At 67.8% G+C, this 16,555-nt stretch carries 14 protein-coding genes; 7 read left to right on the forward strand and 7 right to left on the reverse strand.

Annotated features, from left to right (window positions below; translation table 11 throughout):
- The first annotated feature begins 10 nt into the window (after nt 1-10).
- The gene (locus AMYAL_RS46285) at nt 11-688 is read left to right on the forward strand and encodes an ABC transporter ATP-binding protein (RefSeq protein WP_020634747.1); all 678 of its coding nucleotides are present in this window, start codon (nt 11-13) and stop codon (nt 686-688) included.
- 15 nt (nt 689-703) lie between these two features.
- Here the strand turns inward: AMYAL_RS46285 and AMYAL_RS0128830 are convergent, their stop codons facing one another.
- Nucleotides 704-1,144, reverse strand: coding sequence for a hypothetical protein (locus tag AMYAL_RS0128830; protein ID WP_026467549.1), 441 nt, complete (start codon nt 1,142-1,144; stop codon nt 704-706).
- A gap of 200 nt (nt 1,145-1,344) precedes the next feature.
- Between AMYAL_RS0128830 and AMYAL_RS0128835 the strand changes: the two genes are divergently transcribed.
- On the forward strand, nt 1,345-4,302 hold the full coding sequence (locus AMYAL_RS0128835) for an AfsR/SARP family transcriptional regulator (RefSeq protein WP_020634749.1): 2,958 nt from the start codon (nt 1,345-1,347) through the stop codon (nt 4,300-4,302).
- Between the two features lie 60 nt (nt 4,303-4,362).
- Here the strand turns inward: AMYAL_RS0128835 and AMYAL_RS0128840 are convergent, their stop codons facing one another.
- The 5 genes from AMYAL_RS0128840 to AMYAL_RS50450 form a co-directional block, all read right to left on the reverse strand.
- Nucleotides 4,363-5,559 (reverse strand): DUF8189 domain-containing protein, encoded by a 1,197-nt coding sequence (locus AMYAL_RS0128840; RefSeq protein WP_020634750.1) that lies wholly within the window; start codon nt 5,557-5,559, stop codon nt 4,363-4,365.
- A gap of 93 nt (nt 5,560-5,652) precedes the next feature.
- On the reverse strand, nt 5,653-6,618 hold the full coding sequence (locus tag AMYAL_RS0128845) for an FG-GAP repeat domain-containing protein (protein WP_084702163.1): 966 nt from the start codon (nt 6,616-6,618) through the stop codon (nt 5,653-5,655).
- Between the two features lie 179 nt (nt 6,619-6,797).
- A complete protein-coding gene (locus AMYAL_RS0128850) occupies nt 6,798-7,613 on the reverse strand; it encodes a serine hydrolase (protein ID WP_020634752.1) in 816 nt (271 codons plus the stop codon).
- Nucleotides 7,614-7,742: 129 nt separating this feature from the next.
- The gene (locus AMYAL_RS0128855; protein ID WP_051137557.1) at nt 7,743-8,321 is read right to left on the reverse strand and encodes a hypothetical protein; all 579 of its coding nucleotides are present in this window, start codon (nt 8,319-8,321) and stop codon (nt 7,743-7,745) included.
- A gap of 68 nt (nt 8,322-8,389) precedes the next feature.
- Complete coding sequence (locus tag AMYAL_RS50450; RefSeq protein ID WP_020634754.1) at nt 8,390-9,196, reverse strand: hypothetical protein; 807 nt, start codon at nt 9,194-9,196, stop codon at nt 8,390-8,392.
- Between the two features lie 179 nt (nt 9,197-9,375).
- Between AMYAL_RS50450 and AMYAL_RS0128865 the strand changes: the two genes are divergently transcribed.
- A complete protein-coding gene (locus AMYAL_RS0128865) occupies nt 9,376-9,648 on the forward strand; it encodes a GlsB/YeaQ/YmgE family stress response membrane protein (RefSeq protein WP_020634755.1) in 273 nt (90 codons plus the stop codon).
- A gap of 17 nt (nt 9,649-9,665) precedes the next feature.
- Entirely contained in the window at nt 9,666-10,901 is a 1,236-nt protein-coding gene (locus AMYAL_RS0128870) for an acetyl-CoA hydrolase/transferase family protein (protein WP_020634756.1), read from the forward strand.
- A gap of 17 nt (nt 10,902-10,918) precedes the next feature.
- On the opposite strand, the gene AMYAL_RS0128875 is transcribed toward AMYAL_RS0128870, so the two are convergent.
- Nucleotides 10,919-11,395 carry a MarR family winged helix-turn-helix transcriptional regulator gene (locus AMYAL_RS0128875; RefSeq protein WP_020634757.1) on the reverse strand — a complete coding sequence of 159 codons (477 nt, stop codon included), beginning with the start codon at nt 11,393-11,395 and terminating at the stop codon, nt 10,919-10,921.
- Between the two features lie 46 nt (nt 11,396-11,441).
- On the opposite strand from AMYAL_RS0128875, the gene AMYAL_RS0128880 reads away from it, so the two are divergent.
- From AMYAL_RS0128880 to AMYAL_RS0128890, 3 genes are all read left to right on the forward strand, one after another.
- Nucleotides 11,442-12,338 (forward strand): alpha/beta hydrolase, encoded by an 897-nt coding sequence (locus AMYAL_RS0128880; protein ID WP_020634758.1) that lies wholly within the window; start codon nt 11,442-11,444, stop codon nt 12,336-12,338.
- Between the two features lie 321 nt (nt 12,339-12,659).
- The gene (locus AMYAL_RS0128885) at nt 12,660-13,007 is read left to right on the forward strand and encodes a hypothetical protein (RefSeq protein ID WP_020634759.1); all 348 of its coding nucleotides are present in this window, start codon (nt 12,660-12,662) and stop codon (nt 13,005-13,007) included.
- A 10-nt stretch (nt 13,008-13,017) separates the two neighbouring features.
- The gene (locus AMYAL_RS0128890) at nt 13,018-16,518 is read left to right on the forward strand and encodes an NACHT domain-containing protein (protein ID WP_143267722.1); all 3,501 of its coding nucleotides are present in this window, start codon (nt 13,018-13,020) and stop codon (nt 16,516-16,518) included.
- Nucleotides 16,519-16,555: the final 37 nt, after the last annotated feature.

The raw sequence follows: 16,555 nt of genomic DNA on the forward strand, positions 1-16,555 counted from the left end.
GGAGATTTCCATGGAAGTACAAGCGAACGGCGTCTCCGTGGTCATCGACGGGCGGGAGATCGTGCACGACGTTTCGCTGACCTGCGGCCAGGGATCCCTGACGGCCTTGGTCGGCCCGAGTGGCTGCGGTAAGACGACGTTGCTGCACTGCCTGGGTTTGCTGCAACGGCCCACTTCGGGACGGGTGTCGGTGGACGGGGTCGACACCACCGGCTGGAAGGCGAGGGAACGGCGACGGTTCTGGAAGGAGTCCGGTGCTTTCGTCCTGCAGGATTACGGCGTGATGGAAGAGGAGTCCGTCGCCTTCAACGTGGTCATGAAGTCGACCGTCTTCGGCTCGCGCGTGGTGGGAGACGAGAAGAAGCTGAACTCCGTTCTCGAACTGACCGGGCTGACCGGCCGTGCGGGTGAACGGGCCTCACACCTCAGCGGGGGCGAGAAACAGCGGCTCTCCATCGCGCGAGCCCTCTACAAGGACGCGCGGGCGGTCTTCGTCGACGAGCCGACGGCATCGCTCGACGAAGACAACAGGACGCGGGTCATCGAACTGCTCGTGGGCCTGGCCCGCCGCGGTTGCGCGGTCATCGTGGCGACCCACGACGACGAGATGATGAGGGCGTGCGACGTCCGGTATCCGGTCGGCGGGTCGGCCCGGCGGGCGGTCGAGGTCCGGCGTTCCCGGCAGTGAGCCCGTCGGCGCCGGTCAGCGCCGCCCGGCGGCCAGGATGACGAGGAACTGACCGCCGCCCGGCTCGACGGCGGCGGTCACCGGAAGCCCCGGTACCAGCCGGGAGAACCGGTCCACCAGCCAATCCGCCGCTTCCCGTGCGTCCTGCTCGGTCGGACAGCGGGCCACCATCTCGCGGCCGCCCTTGCGCTCCAGCCTGCCTGCGACGGTGATCAGCGGCGCGGGTTCGACCACGTGCAGGCGGTCGGGCCAGGCGATGACCACTTTGACCGCGCCCTTGCGGGTGTTGCACCCGCGGTGCGCGAGCCGCTCGGAGATCTTGGCCTTCCGGTCGGCGGTGCGGCTGTCGACGCTGGGCCCTCGCGGGTCGTTCACCGACATGTCGGGGTCGACCTGTTCGTCGCACACCCAGCATCGCCAGCTGTCGCGCTCGGCCACATCATCGAGGAGACTCACCAGGGCAAACTAGCCTGCCCGGCCCCCGCGTCACGCACCGGACCGGACAGCGCCCCCTCGCTCAGGTTTTCACGGTGGTCCAGTCCAGTTGGACATTCCCGCTCGGCCGAACCGGTCAGCGGACGCCTCGCAGCTCCGAAAGTGTTGTGACAGCGCGATTTGCGGCTTTACGATGCTTGGGGAATGTGAGAGGCAAGGGAGTGGAATTCCAGGTTCTCGGGTCCGTCACGGTGCGGGCGGGCGGGCAGGTGTTCGCGGTCGGTGAGCCGCGTCAGCAGCATGTTCTGGCGGTGTTGCTGCTCGAGGCCGGGCGGACCGTCGGCCTCGACACCCTGGTGAGCCGGGTCTGGGGTGAGTCGCCGCCGAAGCAGGCCCGCCGTTCACTGCAGGCGCACATCACACGCATCCGGCGGGTGCTCGAGCAGGCCGAGCCGGGGAGCTCGTGGCTCGCGCGGGACGCCGGTGGCTACCGGCTGGACATCAGCCCCGACCAGGTCGACGTGTTCCGCTTCCGGAACGCGTTGCGGGACGGCGCCACCGACCGCGAAGCCTTGACCGCGGCACTGGATCTGTGGCGGGGCGAGCCTTTGGCGGGACTTCCCGGCGAGTGGGCCGAGCGCGTCCGCCGCACACTGGGCCAGGAACACGAGGCCGCCGTGGTGGCCTGGGCGGTGGCCGAGATCCGCGCAGGCCAGGCGGCCGCAACAATCATCCCGCTGACCGAACTGGTCGAGGAGCATCCACTGCACGAGGGTGCCGCCGCCGTGCTGATGCGCGCGTTGTACGCGGTGGCCAGGACGGCCGACGCTCTCGCCGTGCACGAACGGACCCGCCGTGCCTTGCGCGACGAACTCGGCGTCGATCCCGGTCCGGAACTGGCCGCGGTCCACGAGGCCGTGCTGCGCCACGATCTGCCGCCGGGGGAGCAGGGCCCGCCCGCGGTGCCCGCGCAGCTGCCTGCCGCGGTCGCCGAGTTCACCGGCAGGGCCGACGAAACCGCCGAGCTCGACCGGCTGGCGGCCAGGGCAGGCGACGAACCGGTGATCGCCTGCCTGACCGGTACGGCCGGGGCGGGAAAGACGGCGACGGTCGTGCAGTGGGGCCATCGGATGCGCGACCGGTTCCCGGACGGTCAGCTTTACCTGGACCTGCGCGGCTACGCACCGGAGAAGCCGGTGTCGCCCGACGACGCGCTCGGAGCGTTCCTGACCGCGTTGCTGCCCGTCGGCGCGGAGGTTCCGCTCGGTGCGACCGAACGCGCCGCGCGGTTTCGCACCGCGCTCGACGGCAGGCGGATGCTCGTGGTGCTGGACAACGCGGCGTCCGTCGAGCAGGTCCGCATGCTGCTGCCCGGCACCGGTGGCTGCGCCGTCGTGGTGACCAGCCGTGACGCGCTCCCCGGTCTCGTGGCGCTGCACGGCGCGCACCGGGTCACCGTGGACCAGCTTCCGGTCGCCGACGCGGTCACCCTGCTCCGGCGGCTGATCGGACGGCGGGTGGACGCCGAACCAGGGGCGGCCGCCGAGCTCGCCGAGCGGTGTGTGCGGCTGCCGCTGACCCTGCGCCTCGCCGCCGAACTCGCGGTGTCCCGGCCCGCGGTCCCGCTGTCCCGGCTGGCCGCCGAACTGGGCGCGGCCCAGCGCACCCTCGACGTGCTGAGCAGCGGAGAAGACCAGCGGGCCGCCATCCGGGCGGTGTTCTCCTGGTCCCTGCGGCAGCTGAGCGACCAGGCCACCGACGCCTTCGCCGCGCTCGGCCGCCACCCAGTCCCGACCTTCGACGTCCACGGCCTGGCCGCGCTCGCCGGTCAACCGCTCGAGACGGCGCAGGTCCTGCTGAACACCCTCGTCCGCGCGCACCTGGTGCACCCGGCGGGCGTCGACCGGTATCTCATGCACGACCTGCTCAAGGCCTACGCGAGGGAAACCGGGAGCATCGACGAGAGTGCCGCGCTCGACCGGGTCTACGCCTACTACCTCGCCACCATCGCCGCGGCGATGGACCGGCTCTACCCCGGCGAAGCCCACCGCAGACCGGCGGTCCCCGCCGTGGCGAGCCCGGTGCCCGGATTCGACGGCACCGACGGCGCGCGGGACTGGCTGGACGCCGAACTCGCCATGATGCCCGGCCTGTCCGCGCACGCGGCGGCACACGGCAGGCCGGAGACCTCGGTGACGCTGTCCCGGTTGCTGTTCCGCTATCTCGACGGGCGTAACGAGACCGTCGCCATCTCCATCCACGACCAAGCGCACGCCGCCGCCCACACCACCGGCGACCGCGCCGGCGAGGCCACCGCCCTGCACGCACTCGGCGGCGTCCATCTCCAGGCAGGGCGGGCCGACGCGGCCGTCGCGCATCTGCGTGCGGCGTCCGCTCTCTTCAAGGAGATCGGCGATCTGTCGTCGCAGGGCCGGGCCGTGGCCGCCGTCGGCATGGTCGAAGAACGCGCCGGACACTACCGGCCCGCCATCGACCACTACAGCCGGGCGCTGGCCCTGTTCCGCCATGACACCGACCTGGTCGCCCAGGCGCACGTCCTGACCAGGCTCGGCACCACCGAAGCCCGCATCGGCCACGCCGCCGCGGTGACCAACCTCGACCACGCGATGGCACTGCACCGGCAGGCGGGCCACCCTTTCGGCCAGGCATGGGCCAAACTCGGCCTCGCCGAGATCGCCATCACCCGCGACCACCTGAGCGACGCTCTCGCCCTGCACACCGAAGCTGTGGAACTGTTCCGCACCGTCGGCCACCGCGGAAGCGAAGCCTGGGGAATCGACGGCCTCGGCCGGACCCACACCCTCCGCGGCCACCCCGACAGAGCGGCCGAACACCACCGCCGCGCCCTCGACCTGTTCGTCGCGCACGGCGACCGCGACGGCGAAACCTGGGCACTCAACGGACTCGGCGAAGCATGCCGCGCTGACGGCGCTCCCGCTTCCGCCCGCGCGCATCACACCGCCGCGCTGGACCTGGCCGACCGAACCGGCGCGCAGGAACAGGCGGCCCGCGCCCACCACGGTCTCGCCAGGGCCGCCGCGGACACGGGCGATCTCCGCACCGCACGCCGTCATTACGACCGCGCCACCACGCTCTACCGCGACCTCACCCTGCCCGCGGCCGACGTGATCGAGAAGGAACTGGCAGACCTGCGCTGAACCGGAAAGACGGCTCGGGCACGTGGTGTGCCCGAGCCGTCTTCCCCGACCGTGCCCGGATCAGCCGTGCAGCGGTCCTCCGAACGCGAAGAACGCCGTGAAGCCGCCGACGAAGTTGGTCTGGATCCGGCTGTACAACCGGTTGTCGGTGCCCCGCACGATGAACTGGTCGGCCACCGTCCGCACGTTCACCGCTGTTCCGCCACTCGCGGCGGGGTTGCCGAACGACTTGCCGCCGAGGTCGATGTATCCGCCGAACCGGGTCGACCCCGGCGGGCGCCGGTTCAGGTAGATGCGGAGGTTGGTGCCCCGGTGGTAGAACTGCAGCCCGTTGTCCTTGGCGACGGAGACGGCGATGTCGCTGGTGGCGATACCGCCAAGGCTGACCCAGCCGGGGCTGTCGAAGTTCCAGGTGAAGATGGTGTTGCTGCCCGATTGACGGGTGAACACCTCGTTGCCCCGGAAGGTGAACATGGCGCCCTCGTTGACGAGCGTCGGGTTGCCGGTCGTGAACAGGTCACCGAGCTGTGTCCAGCCGGGGATCGACCCGGTGGTGTTGTCGATGACTGTCGAGTACAACCGGTTGACCACCCCGCGCACCACGAGCCGGATACTGACGTCGAGGCCCGGCGAATCGATGACCGCCGCCGAAAGCTCGCTGGTGGCGAAGAGGCCTAGATCGGACCAGCCCTGCGGCGCGCCCTGGACGAGCAGGTTGGTGAAGACCCGCCCGGTGTCCAGGTCGCGGGCGAAGATCCGGATCATCGGCAGCCGGGAACCCCTGGTGGGGATCTTGACCGCGGTGACCTCGCTCGAGATCCGGAGTCCGGGAATGACCTGGAAACCGGTCGGGACGTTGTACGAGACGATCAGGCTGGTGATCGCCTGGTTGTCGGTGTTCCTGGCGAAGATCTGCGCGCCTTCGGGTGCGGTCACCCCGGTCGGGTCACCGATGATCTGCTGGCCGAGGGAACGGAAGTCCTCGTAGCCGTTGGTGCTGGGTAATCCCCGGCTGTACAGGATGGACCTGTCCAGCCCGCGGGAGACCATGAACAGTCCCGACGGGTCGATCACCGGCGTGCTGTTGAAGGTGACGTCCGGGCCCAGCGGTTCCGCGTCGGCGGCGGCCGTGCCCGGCGCCGCGATCCCGGCCAGCGCGGCCATGGTCACCCCTGCCAGGGCGTTGACCAGTATCCGGCGCCGGTTCGGCGGCCTGGCCGCGGAACCGGCGCCGTGTCTCCTGCGTATCGCGATCATGTGTCCTCCGTAAGGGGGTTCGACTTGATCGCGACGCTAGGAGCACCCTCTTGCGGGAATGTTGTGGAACCGCAGTGGCCGACTCGGACGGCCCTAGTGCGAGCGCAACACCCAGACGTCGCCGCTGTTCACCGCGACGAGGTCCGCGTCGCCGTCGCCGTCCACATCGGCCGCGAGGGTCTCTTTCGTGCCGAAGAAGGCGCCCGCGTACCACAGTTCCGGCGGGGAATAGCCTGTACGGGCGGAGCGCATCACCCGTACGTCGGTGTCGTTGACGGCGATGAGGTCCGCGTCGCCGTCGGCGTCGATGTCCGCGGTGAGGGTCTTCTTACTGCCGTGGAAAGATGTTTTCGACCACGACGCCGGGGCGTCGAACCACTTGTTCGCGGTGCCGGGCACCACTCTCGTGCCGCCCTGGTCGACGAGGATGAAATCGGCCTTTCCGTCGCCGGTCGCGTCCGCCGCCAGCGTCGCCTTCTCGCCGCGGATGTCCGGGCCCCACGCCTCCAGCGGCAGCGACTTGGTGCCGTCCGACCTCGCCGCCAGCGTGATCCCGGCGAACAGGCCGATGACGTCGGTGTCCCCGTCGCCGTCCACGTCCGCCGCCAGGTTCCCGTAATCACCGGCGATGCGGTTCTCCAGCCAGTGCGCGGGCTTCGCGAAGGTTTCCACGCCGGAGCCGTCGACGGTCGACCTCGCCACGAAGATGCCCTGCCGTGTCGAACCCGTGGGCAGCCGGACCGCGACGGCGTCGGCCCGGCCGTCTTTGTCCACGTCGCCGACGAGGTTGAACCTGCCGTTGAAGGGACCACCCGGTCCCCAGTTCTGCTGCGGCTTGAAGGCGGAACCGGTCGACCGCAGCACATGACATCCGACCAGATATTCGTTGTAACTGACCAGGTCGGCCTTGCCGTCGCCGTCGACGTCTCCCGCCATGACCGCGACCTGTGCCGTGAACGGGCCTGCCGACCACCGTTCCGGCACGCCGGAGGCCTTCGCCGGTGGCGTGAGTGTCAGGATGAGCAGACCGGTCACGCCTGCGATAACCAAAGCACGCATCACGTCCCCTTCGTGTCGGCTTGCAGTACTCAAGTCGCGACGATCGGGGAACTGTTAGCACCGAAGCGCATACCGGTTTCCCTGGCAGCGCAAGGATTATGGGTGAAACGGACTATGCGGCACTCAGACCGGACAGCGTCGGGCCCGGAGAGACCGGCCGGGCCCGACGTGGGGCTCGGTCAGCTCCCGAAATATCCCTTGAACAGGATCTCGCTGATCTTGGTGGTGGTCTCCTGGCCGGTTTCGTAGCCGTTCTGGATGACCTTGGTGTTGTTCATCAGTGCGAGGGTGTATCGCTCGTGCCGCCCGACGAAGCCGACCGAGTTCATGATCCAGGAGCCGTCGTCGTTGTCGTCGGACCAGCCGTCCTTGTTCCCCGGTCGCGCGGCGGGCCCGGCGCCCCAGACCCCCCACTGCTGGTTGACGTCGACGGTGCGCATCTCGCCGACGATGTAGTCGCGGTGCTGACGGGGCAGCTTGGTCAGGACGTAGTTGACCAGCCGGTCCAGGTCGTTCGCCGTGGTCAGGATCCAGCCCCAGTGATGCGGGTGCTGGTCGGTGAACCGCATGTCGGTCATCCCGTACGACGGGAACCGCTTGGCGAACTCGGCCTCCCCGCCGTACCGGGTCCACAGGGTGTGGGCGGCGGCGTCGTCGCTGGAGTTGAGCATCCGGTGGATCAGGTCCCGGTCCTCGGCGGTGAGCTGGACGGCCCCGGAATCGTTGCGCAGCAACAGGTCGACGACCATGGCCAGCTTCGGGGTGGAACAGGCCCAGATGAGGCTACCGGCGGCGGCGCTCCGGTAGACGGCACCGGTCCACCGATCCCGAAGGACGATCCCGGTGTCACCGGGCCTGCTGTCGGCGTAGGCCTGGGCGCGCGCGATGCGTGCCTGGAGTTCCCGGTCGAAGCGGGGCGTCGCACCGGCGGGCGTGGCTGGTGTCAACGTGAGAACCGCCAGTATCGCGGTCAGGATGACGAAAAGTCTCTTCATGTGCTCCCCAGGTTTCGGTATCGGTACTTCTCGAGCTTGAAGGCGTTCACCGGTATCGGAGGTTGCCACAACCTGGCGAACAGTGACGGCGGTCACATTGAGATGCTCTCCGGCTGCTGTGACTGTCCACTATGGACTAGGATTCTGGGATCCACGCGAGCTGAGCCGACTTTCGGCGCCTGCGGGAGAGCGCCAGAGTTCGCCGGTCTTGTCGGTTGCCTTCAGCAGTTCGTCCTGGCGTGGGGCGGCAGGCCAGATCTGGATCAAGTGGTTCTCGCGGAGGTCGTCCGGCCCGCGGTCTTCGCCGGCGTCGCGGTGGCGCACCGAATCCCGCACCCGAAAGCTGTTCTCCGGAGCCGGTGGCAGCGTGACAGGGATGTCGGCGGCGATGTCGGTTTCGGTTCCGCAGACCCCGATCCGAGCGGTGGGCCAGGTGACGGATACTTCGGCCACGTCCTGCCAGGGAACGAGGTCAGGTTCGGGACGACCACTCCAGACCTCGGTGGTGACGGTGATGTCGCCGAAGTGGACGCCGCAGGTGACCGCGACGAAGCCAGGAGCTACGGCGAGCAATCCCGTGCTGTCAGGGGAAGGGAGTGCACCGACGTGACAGAGGGGGCTCCGCGGATCGTTGCGGTCTCCGAGGGAGAAGCCGTTGTCCTCGATGGGCAGACTGCTCGTGGTGCGGTGGAGCATCGTGGCAGGCATCGGTCTCCTTCCAACGCCGAGCATTCAGTCGTGACGACCTCGGCGGGCAGTTCACGGTGAAGCGCCCCTCAGCCGCCGATCCGTGACGAGGGGTGGATAGGCGCGCCTGATTCGTAGAGTTCCAGGGGGAGGGTGCTGATCGTCCGGGTCTTGGGGTCGAGGTGGCGGCAGGAGATGCCGGGTACGTGGATCCACTGGCCGGCGATCGACGATCCGGACGGCCGCCGCAGGGTGGAACTGAAGGCGAATCGCAGATGCTCGGGCATGTCGCAGGCCTCGTACTCGGTGGCGTTCTGGTAGCGCAGCACCGACTCGACCTGGTCGCGGATGATCGGCCCGGAGGCGAGTTCCGCGGTGTAGGAGATGGTGCCCTGTTCATTCCGGCCGTCGGATATCCCGGTGCCACGGAATTTGATGTCGCGCAGGACGTAGTCGTAACCCTCGCCGAGGTAGGTGACCGTACAGGTCGCCGTGGTGGTGCGGCGGGCATCGAAGGCAGGGCAAGACGAGCGTGCTCCGGGGTCGACGCGATGGGCGAAGTCGGTCACCTTCTGCAGCGCTTCCCAGGCGAGCCGCTCTCGCAGAGGCGCGGAGTCCTCGGGCTTGGGCGGGAGGCCGCTCAGATCGGGCTTGGGGTAATCCGCCGGGATTTTGCCTTGGCGCAGCGACGAAAGGTCGACCGACGGCGTCGTGCTCGTGGGTGCCGTGCTCGCCGGAGACGACGATGGAGCAGGCGGAGCGGCGGACGGGGGAACGGGACTGCTGCAGGCGGTCGCGAACAGGAGCAGCGCTGCCGAGGGCCAGACACCGGCCGAGCGCGAATTCCGGCGGCCGACGGCCGCGGTTTCCAGTCCGGCACGAGTCACGCCGGTCATCTCCGATCTCGTCAGTCCGATGCCGGGGTCACCCGACCCGATCGGGCATGAAACTAGCATGGGAAAACAGTCAGGTCGGGCGTTTGTCGCGAAGGCGGCCCGCACATTCGCCGTTTGGCGCGCGGGTGCCGTATCGCCGTAGGGTGGTCTTGCCGTCCAATCGACCACGAGGTGAAGAAATGTTCTGGACCATTCTCGGCTGGATTCTGTTCGGCCTGATCGCCGGGTTCATCGCGCGGGCCCTGGTGCCGGGCAAGGACGACATCGGCGTGCTGCGGACGATCGTGCTGGGCGTGGTCGGGTCGGTCGTGGGAGGCCTGTTGTTCGGCCTGCTCACGGTCGGATTCCGGGGCTTTCAGCCCGCGGGGTGGATCGGTTCGGTCATCGGCGCGGTGATCGTCCTGGTCATCTACAACAAGGTGACCGGCCGCAAGAGCCGCCCTCGAGCCTGACCTGGCATGATCGACTCATGCGCGTCCTGTCGGAGAGTGAGCTCGGTTCCGTACTGGCGCGCGTGCCCGCGCCGCAGCCGCGGGTGGTGGTGAGCGGGAACTTCGCCACACCGATGCAGGCGCTGAAGGTGCTGGACTCGGCGCTGGCGGAGTACCGGTTGTTCGCGTTGAACGCGCAGGCCGGAATGCCGGACCGCGAGGGTGTGCTGCTGGAGACGCCGTTCGTGGGTGCGGGGATGCGCGGTCGTGCCGGTCTGCGGTACTTCCCGTCCCGGCTGTCGCTGGTGCCGCAGCTGCTCAAGCACGCGCTGCCGCCGGACGTCGTCCTGCTGCACACGTCGGTTCCGGTCGACGGCGTGGTGTCGCTGGGTACGGAGGTGAACATCCTGCCCGCGGCCGTCGAGGCGGTGCGGGCCCGCGGGGGCCTGGTCATCGCGCAGCTGAACCCGGAGATGCCGTTCACCTACGGCGACGGCGTCCTGCCGGTCGGAGACATCGACTACGCCCTTGAAGTGGCCGAGCCGCTCCTGTCGCCGGTCCCGCGGCCGGTGGGGGACACAGCGCGGACCATCGGCGAGCGGGTGGCCGGACTGGTCGCGGACGGCGCGACGCTGCAACTGGGCATCGGCGGGATCCCGGACGCGACCCTGGCGGCGGTGACCGGCAGGCGCGGGCTCGCGATCTGGTCGGAGATGTTCAGCGACGGCGTGCTCGCGCTCGACCGCGCCGGGGCCCTGGATCCGGCGGAACCGGTGACGGCGTCGTTCGTGTTCGGCAGCGCCGAGCTGTACCAGTGGCTCGACCGCAACCCGCGGATCCGTTTGCTGCGCACGGAAAAGACGAACGACCCCGCGGTGATCGCGCGTCAGCGTGGTCTGGTCTCGGTGAACAGTGCCCTCGAGGTGGACCTGTTCGCGCAGGCCAACGCGAGTCGGGTGCGAGGGGCGATCTACTCGGGATTCGGCGGGCAGACCGACTTCGTGGTCGGGGCGTTGCATTCACCCGGCGGCCGGGCGATCATCGCGCTGCCCTCCTGGCATCCGAAAGCCGACGTCTCGACGGTCGTACCCCGGCTGGCCGGGCCGGTCACGTCGTTCCAGCACAGTTTCCTGGTCAGCGAACACGGCGCCGCGACCATCTGGGGCAACGACGCCAGCGAGCAGGCGCAGCAGATCGTCGACCACGTCGCGCATCCGGCCGTCCGGGATGAACTCGTGACGCTGGGCAGGGAGCTGGGGTTCACGCTTTCGTAGGGCCGGACAGGTCCGCGTCATCCGGTCGGGAGCCCCAGGTCGCGTCGTTCGAGATCCGAACGCAGGGCGGCGAGGATCGGGGCAAGGGCCGTCAGCTCCTCGGCTGCGACGACCCCGCCGAGGGTCTCCTGGATCGCCGCCCGCCAAACAGGCTCCGCCCGTGACAAGACCGACTCGCCCGCCGCGGTCAGCGCGAGCAGGGACGAGCGCCGGTTCGCCGGATTCGGGCGACGCTTCAGCCAGCCCTCCTTCTCCAAACGGTCGACGATCTTGCTGGTCGTTCCGACGCCGATCGCGAAGGCGGAAGCGAGATCCGCGACGCGCGCGTCCGGGTGGTCGCGGACGTGGCGCAGCAGTTCGAAGTGCCCGGCTCCGATACCGGTCTCCGTCTTCAGGCGCTCGGCGACAGCGTTGTAGAGCCGCGTCTCCGCGCGGACGAGGTCGGTGAACACCGTGTCGAGGTCCGCATGACCTTCCTTCGAAGTATCTGCCATGGCATATACTGTAGTGGCAGCAACTTCGAAACGGAAGGTAAAGACGATGTCGACAGTCCAGCGCGACCAACTCGATGCGCAGCTACGCGGCGCCGCGGCCGGGTCAGAGCAGTCCGTCGGGGAGATGCGCGAAAACTTCGCGCAGATGATGAACGCGCTGCCGGTGCCCGAAGGCGTCCGCGTGCACGAGACTTCGCTGGGCGGACGCCCCGCGCTGCAGGTCGGTCCTGAAGTCGCGGCCAATTCCGGGACCCTGCTCTACCTTCACGGCGGGTCACATGTGGTCGGCTCTCCCCGGACGGCCCTCGGCCTCACCGCTGGCCTGGTGGTCAGGACCGGGATCGCCGCTGTCTCCCTTGACTACCGGCTGGCCCCGGAGCACCCGTTCCCGGCGGACGTCCAGGACGTGGTCTCGGCCTACCGGGATCTCCTCGACCAGGGGTGCGCTCCCGAGTCGATCGCCTTCGCCGGGGACTCCGCCGGCGGTGGGCTGACGATCACGGGCGCACTCGCGGCGCGCGACGCGGGGCTTCCCATGCCTGCGGCGATCGTCGCGTTCTCGCCAGGTGTGGACGCGACACGTACCGGTGAGAGCATGGTGACCAAGGCGGATGCGGATCCCTTGCTCGACAGGGCGTACCTCGACCTGATGAGCGGCTTCTACATCGTCGATCAGGACCGCCGTGACCCCTTGCTCAGCCCGGCGGTGTCAGCCGATCTGACCGGCCTGCCGCCCATGCTGGTGCAGGTCGGCACGAACGAGATGCTCCTCGACGACGCACGTCGGCTCGCTCTGCGCGCCTCCGACGCGGAGGTCGACGTCATCCTCGACATCACCGCGAAGGTGCCGCACGTGTTCCAGTCGTTCACCGGCATCCTCGACGAGGCAGGCGAAGCTCTTGACCGGGCCGCGCTCTTCCTTCGTCAGCGCGTCCGCGGCTGACCGCTGTTCGACGGGCTGAGGCTCGCAGTACAGCTTTTCGACGAGAGTTCGTTGCTGCGGCCCACCGAGCACGCGCAGCGACTCAAGAAGACCAGCGCCTGGGCCAGGTGCGGCCGATACGGGCTGGCGTAAAGCAGGAACATCGCGCAGCCGGACGTCGAAGACCGGGTCGGCCGGCATTTCGTGCACCAGTAACGGAAGCATCGGATCGTTCGACACGGGAGCGTCGCCGGCGGCGGCACTCGCCGTCCAGTGAGGGGAGTGACGGCCGCGCGCACGCTACGGTGAACCGGTCGGCGTCGTTCGAACCGGGAGTCGTTCATGCCAGATCCGATCTTGATCTCGATCTCCGCCGCGCTCGCGGCCAAGGCCGCAGTTGGCCTTTACGACCTGGTGAAGCGGAAGTTCGCCAAGGAACCGGCGGCCGACGCGGCGCTCGAGGCGGCAGTGACCACCCCCTCGGCACCTGGTGTGGTCCAGGTACTGGCCGAACGCTTGGGCCTGGCCGAGCGGGACGATCCCGAGTTCAGCGCGAGGCTGCGCGCCGAATGGGCGAAGGTGTCGACAGCCCAGAAGGCCGAGGACGCGAAAGTGATCAACCAGATTTCCGGCGATGTCGGCGGGAAAGTCCTGCAGGCGGGCGACATCCACGGGAACGTCACGTTCTAGGATGGCCGAGTTGCACAACGAGATCACGAACTCGCAGATCCACGGCTCGGCCTACCAGATCGGCAACGCCGAGAACGTGCACATCACCGCTCCGCCCGAGCCGAGGATCCATCCGCCGCTGGAGTCCTGGGAAGCTCGTTCCGAGCTGACGCCCGCCCTGAGGGATCTCCTGGACGCGCAGCGGGAGGCGACCGAGTCGCTGCCGTACGAGCTGCTGGGGGTGAAACAGCCTGAGCTGACCAAAGTCTACGTACGGCAACACGTTCGCCCGCAGGTTGTGGAACGTCAGTCGGACAAGGACGCGGACCGCAAAGCCGTCGAAGAACGAACTCCCCGTGCCGTAAGCGAAAACCGCGAGCGCCCGATCACCGTCACCAAAGCTCTCGACCGGGGAGGGCACCTGGTCATCACGGGCGAACCCGGAGCGGGCAAGTCGACCCTCGGCCATATGTACGTGCAACGGATCTCGGAGCTCTGGCTCGCGGGCGACGGCACTCGCCCGCCACTGTCCGAGCCGGTGCTGGCCATCCGTGTTCCGGCGCGCGCGTTGGCGACAGGGGGTTCGTGGAGTGAACGAATGGCCGACGGGGTGCAGGAGGCGTGCGAGTACCGCCTCGCCTCGAAGCCCAAGGCCGAACTGTTCGCGCAGCGCGCCCTGGGCGCGCGATGGCTGGTGTTCATCGACGGGCTCGACGAGATAGCGGAAATCGACACTCGCCGGAAGGTGATCAAGGCGATCGCCTATCAGATGCGGCGGAGTGCCGACCATCGGCTGGTGGTCACCACGAGGCCGCTGCCGGACGCCGAACTGCAGGACCTCGAGCAGCCAGGGGTCGACCTCTACTCGATCCAGCCCTTCGGTCCGGACGAGTTGAGCAGGTTCGCCGATGCGTGGTTTCGTGCGCAAGATCCGATAAGCGCGCATGATCGAGCAACCGAGTTCATTCGCCAGGTCCATGACGGCCGTCTTCGTGAACTGGTCCGTAATCCGCTTCTCGCCACGATCGCGGCGATCGCGGACACCCTGGAACCCGAACGGAAACTGCCCAACAACCGGGCCGGTCTGTACAAGCGGTTCATGGAATACCTGCTCGACGGCAATGCCAGATGGCGGAAAACGATCGCGGACCTCCGTCGATCGCAGAACGTATCCGTGGCACGTCTGCGGCTGGTCGAATGGACCGACGAGCACCGCGTCACGATCATCGAACATCTCGCGGTGCAGCGAATGGAGACCGACGGCAGGCTGTTCGAGGCGGCTTGTGCCTGGGTCGCCGAAGAATACAAGGACGCGGCCTGCCCTGACGGGTGGCGTGACGATCTCTGGGAGTTGCTCGCGGGGAGCGGTGTGTTCGTCCGTGCGCGCGAGGATCTGCGTTTCCTGCATCACTCGTTCTCGGAATTTCTGGCCGCGCGGCGGAAATCAGAGGAGATCTCCCCGGACTTTCCCGATCTGGATGCGTGGATCGCTCGTGGCCTGAGACCGGCGACCCAGGCTTTCGTCCTGTTCACTTTCGTGTTGTGGGCCCGGCGTGACAGTCATGATCTCGGCAAGGTGTTCCGTCGGCTGCTCGACGGCGACATCAACCGGGTTCTACTGGCCGGTCGGCTCCTCGCCGAGCACACGCCAGCCGACAACGATCTCGTCGGCTCGACGGTGAACCGCCTGGTCGAGCTGATTCTCTGCGCCGGAACCCAGGACGCCAACTGGGAGATGGCAAGGAGGGCAGGGAAGGTGCTCACCCTGCTCGGCTCGGACGTCGTCGGTGCCGCGGTGATCGAGCGGCTCGTCCGGCTCCGTGACCAGCCCGAAGTGGCGGCCGCTACTCGCGTCGAATGCGCTTTGGTCCTCGGTCACTTCAGTGATCCAGTCGAGGCCGCCGAGTGGTTGGAGCAGCGCGCCACCACCGATGAACTGTCGTCGCTCGAGCATATCGTCGATGGAATGATCGATTTCCTGCCGGATGGTGCTGACAGAGCCGAACGACTGCTTGTGCGCTTGGGAGGAAACGCAGGCGACGATTACGTGGTGACGCTGACTGTGGCGGCGGGGCTCCTGTCGATCGGTCGAAGCGGTGCGGCCGCGCCGCTTGTCCGAGACCTGGCAGCTCGTTTGCGAAGAGACTCTGGGGCGAGCGACAGCCCAGTGATGCCGACACGTGCCACGCATCATGCCGGGCCTGTGCGGATTCTTCAGTCACTGAACGAGAAAGCCGCGCCGAACTGGGCCATGGTCGCCGATATCGCGGCCCGCTCGGGATGTACGGATGAGGCGTATTGGGCGGCGTGGAAGGTGTTCGAAAAAGCGGAGCCGGAAGAAGAGGAAATCGGCGATGCAACCGAGGTGCTGCTGTCAGTCAGGGGCATCGCGGTCGTGGACGAGATCAGCGCAAAGGCCAGGTCAAGGCCGGCTGATTTACTGACCGTCGTCGCGAGCAAACTCGCGGAGGTGCATTTCCCTGAAGCGGCGGCGGGATTGATCCGACTGCTCCTGACCGAGAAAGCAACGGACGAGGACGAGTTCGTCAGGGCGATCGGAATCCTGGGTACCTGTTCGAGTGTCTCCGACGAGGAAATCCGCGATCTCTTGGCAACTCGCCAGGGCTTGACCGGTGAACAGTGGGCAGACCTGACTTCCGAGCTGAATGACGGAGGGCGGCGAGCTGAGGCTTGCAGGTGCGCCAAGCAAGTCTTGGCCGACCTGTCGAGCGACAACTACGCTTTTTGGCGTGCTGGGGAAACTCTGATCATCGCTGAAGATGACGAAGTCGCCGAAGAGATACTACAGGCGACCCTCGAACGATCGCCGGCGCACTGGGCCGAAATTGCCCCGTTATTATGTAAGGCCGGCTATCGCGAAGCGGCCGCCATGCTTGTCAGTCAAATACTTGAGGCTTCGGTGGCTTCAGGGCAACTCGTCACTATGGCTTCGGACTTCCTTCGTTTCGGTGAATGGTCCTTGGCCGGCGACCTGCTTGGCGCGGCTTTGCAGCGCACCAGCGAACGAACTTATGAACCTGGCTTGGTGACCGCGCTTTTCGACGTGGGCTCCGCAGAGCAAGCCATCGATGTCGCTCGTCGGGCTTTCGTTCATAGAGTCTCGACAGGAGAATTCCCGACGCGTTTTCTGAGTGCGTGGCTGCACGTCGGCGGTGCACAAGCGGCGGAGGACATCGCGATCGAAATACTGGCCGCGGATATGCACACGTCGCGTCGCTTGGAAGTCGCGCGTGAACTGGCGGACGGTGGCTGGCTGGCCTCGGCGACGCCGGTGTGGCTCGATGTGGTCCGTTACCACGGCGAGGTCGTTCAAGACGGTGTCACCGCGGCATCGTGCCTGGTGAAATGCGGTCAGCGTGACCTGGTCGTCGCAACGCTCACGAAGGCTCTGTCGGAGGACGAACTCGCCCCGGCGGACCGGACCAGGTTGCGGGCGCTCCTGGCGTGGACGACGTTGATCAGCCCCGCCGCCACTGTCGCGGATCTGTCGGGTGAACTCGAGCCTGGTTAGAATGCGGGCTCATCGTTTCCAGGGGAGTGGGGAATCG

Origin of the sequence: Amycolatopsis alba DSM 44262 (assembly GCF_000384215.1) — a bacterium.
In the GTDB taxonomy this organism is placed as follows: domain Bacteria; phylum Actinomycetota; class Actinomycetes; order Mycobacteriales; family Pseudonocardiaceae; genus Amycolatopsis; species Amycolatopsis alba.

Bases quoted from the DNA above. Each gene is read 5' to 3' on its own strand.
- AMYAL_RS46285 (WP_020634747.1), top strand. From the start codon at position 11: ATGGAAGTACAAGCGAACGGCGTCTCCGTGGTCATCGACGGGCGGGAG.
- AMYAL_RS0128840 (WP_020634750.1), bottom strand. From the start codon at position 5,559: ATGATCGCGATACGCAGGAGACACGGCGCCGGTTCCGCGGCCAGGCCG.
- AMYAL_RS0128845 (WP_084702163.1), bottom strand. From the start codon at position 6,618: ATGCGTGCTTTGGTTATCGCAGGCGTGACCGGTCTGCTCATCCTGACA.
- AMYAL_RS0128850 (WP_020634752.1), bottom strand. From the start codon at position 7,613: ATGAAGAGACTTTTCGTCATCCTGACCGCGATACTGGCGGTTCTCACG.
- AMYAL_RS0128855 (WP_051137557.1), bottom strand. From the start codon at position 8,321: ATGCCTGCCACGATGCTCCACCGCACCACGAGCAGTCTGCCCATCGAG.
- AMYAL_RS50450 (WP_020634754.1), bottom strand. From the start codon at position 9,196: ATGACCGGCGTGACTCGTGCCGGACTGGAAACCGCGGCCGTCGGCCGC.
- AMYAL_RS0128865 (WP_020634755.1), top strand. From the start codon at position 9,376: ATGTTCTGGACCATTCTCGGCTGGATTCTGTTCGGCCTGATCGCCGGG.
- AMYAL_RS0128870 (WP_020634756.1), top strand. From the start codon at position 9,666: ATGCGCGTCCTGTCGGAGAGTGAGCTCGGTTCCGTACTGGCGCGCGTG.
- AMYAL_RS0128875 (WP_020634757.1), bottom strand. From the start codon at position 11,395: ATGGCAGATACTTCGAAGGAAGGTCATGCGGACCTCGACACGGTGTTC.
- AMYAL_RS0128880 (WP_020634758.1), top strand. From the start codon at position 11,442: ATGTCGACAGTCCAGCGCGACCAACTCGATGCGCAGCTACGCGGCGCC.
- AMYAL_RS0128885 (WP_020634759.1), top strand. From the start codon at position 12,660: ATGCCAGATCCGATCTTGATCTCGATCTCCGCCGCGCTCGCGGCCAAG.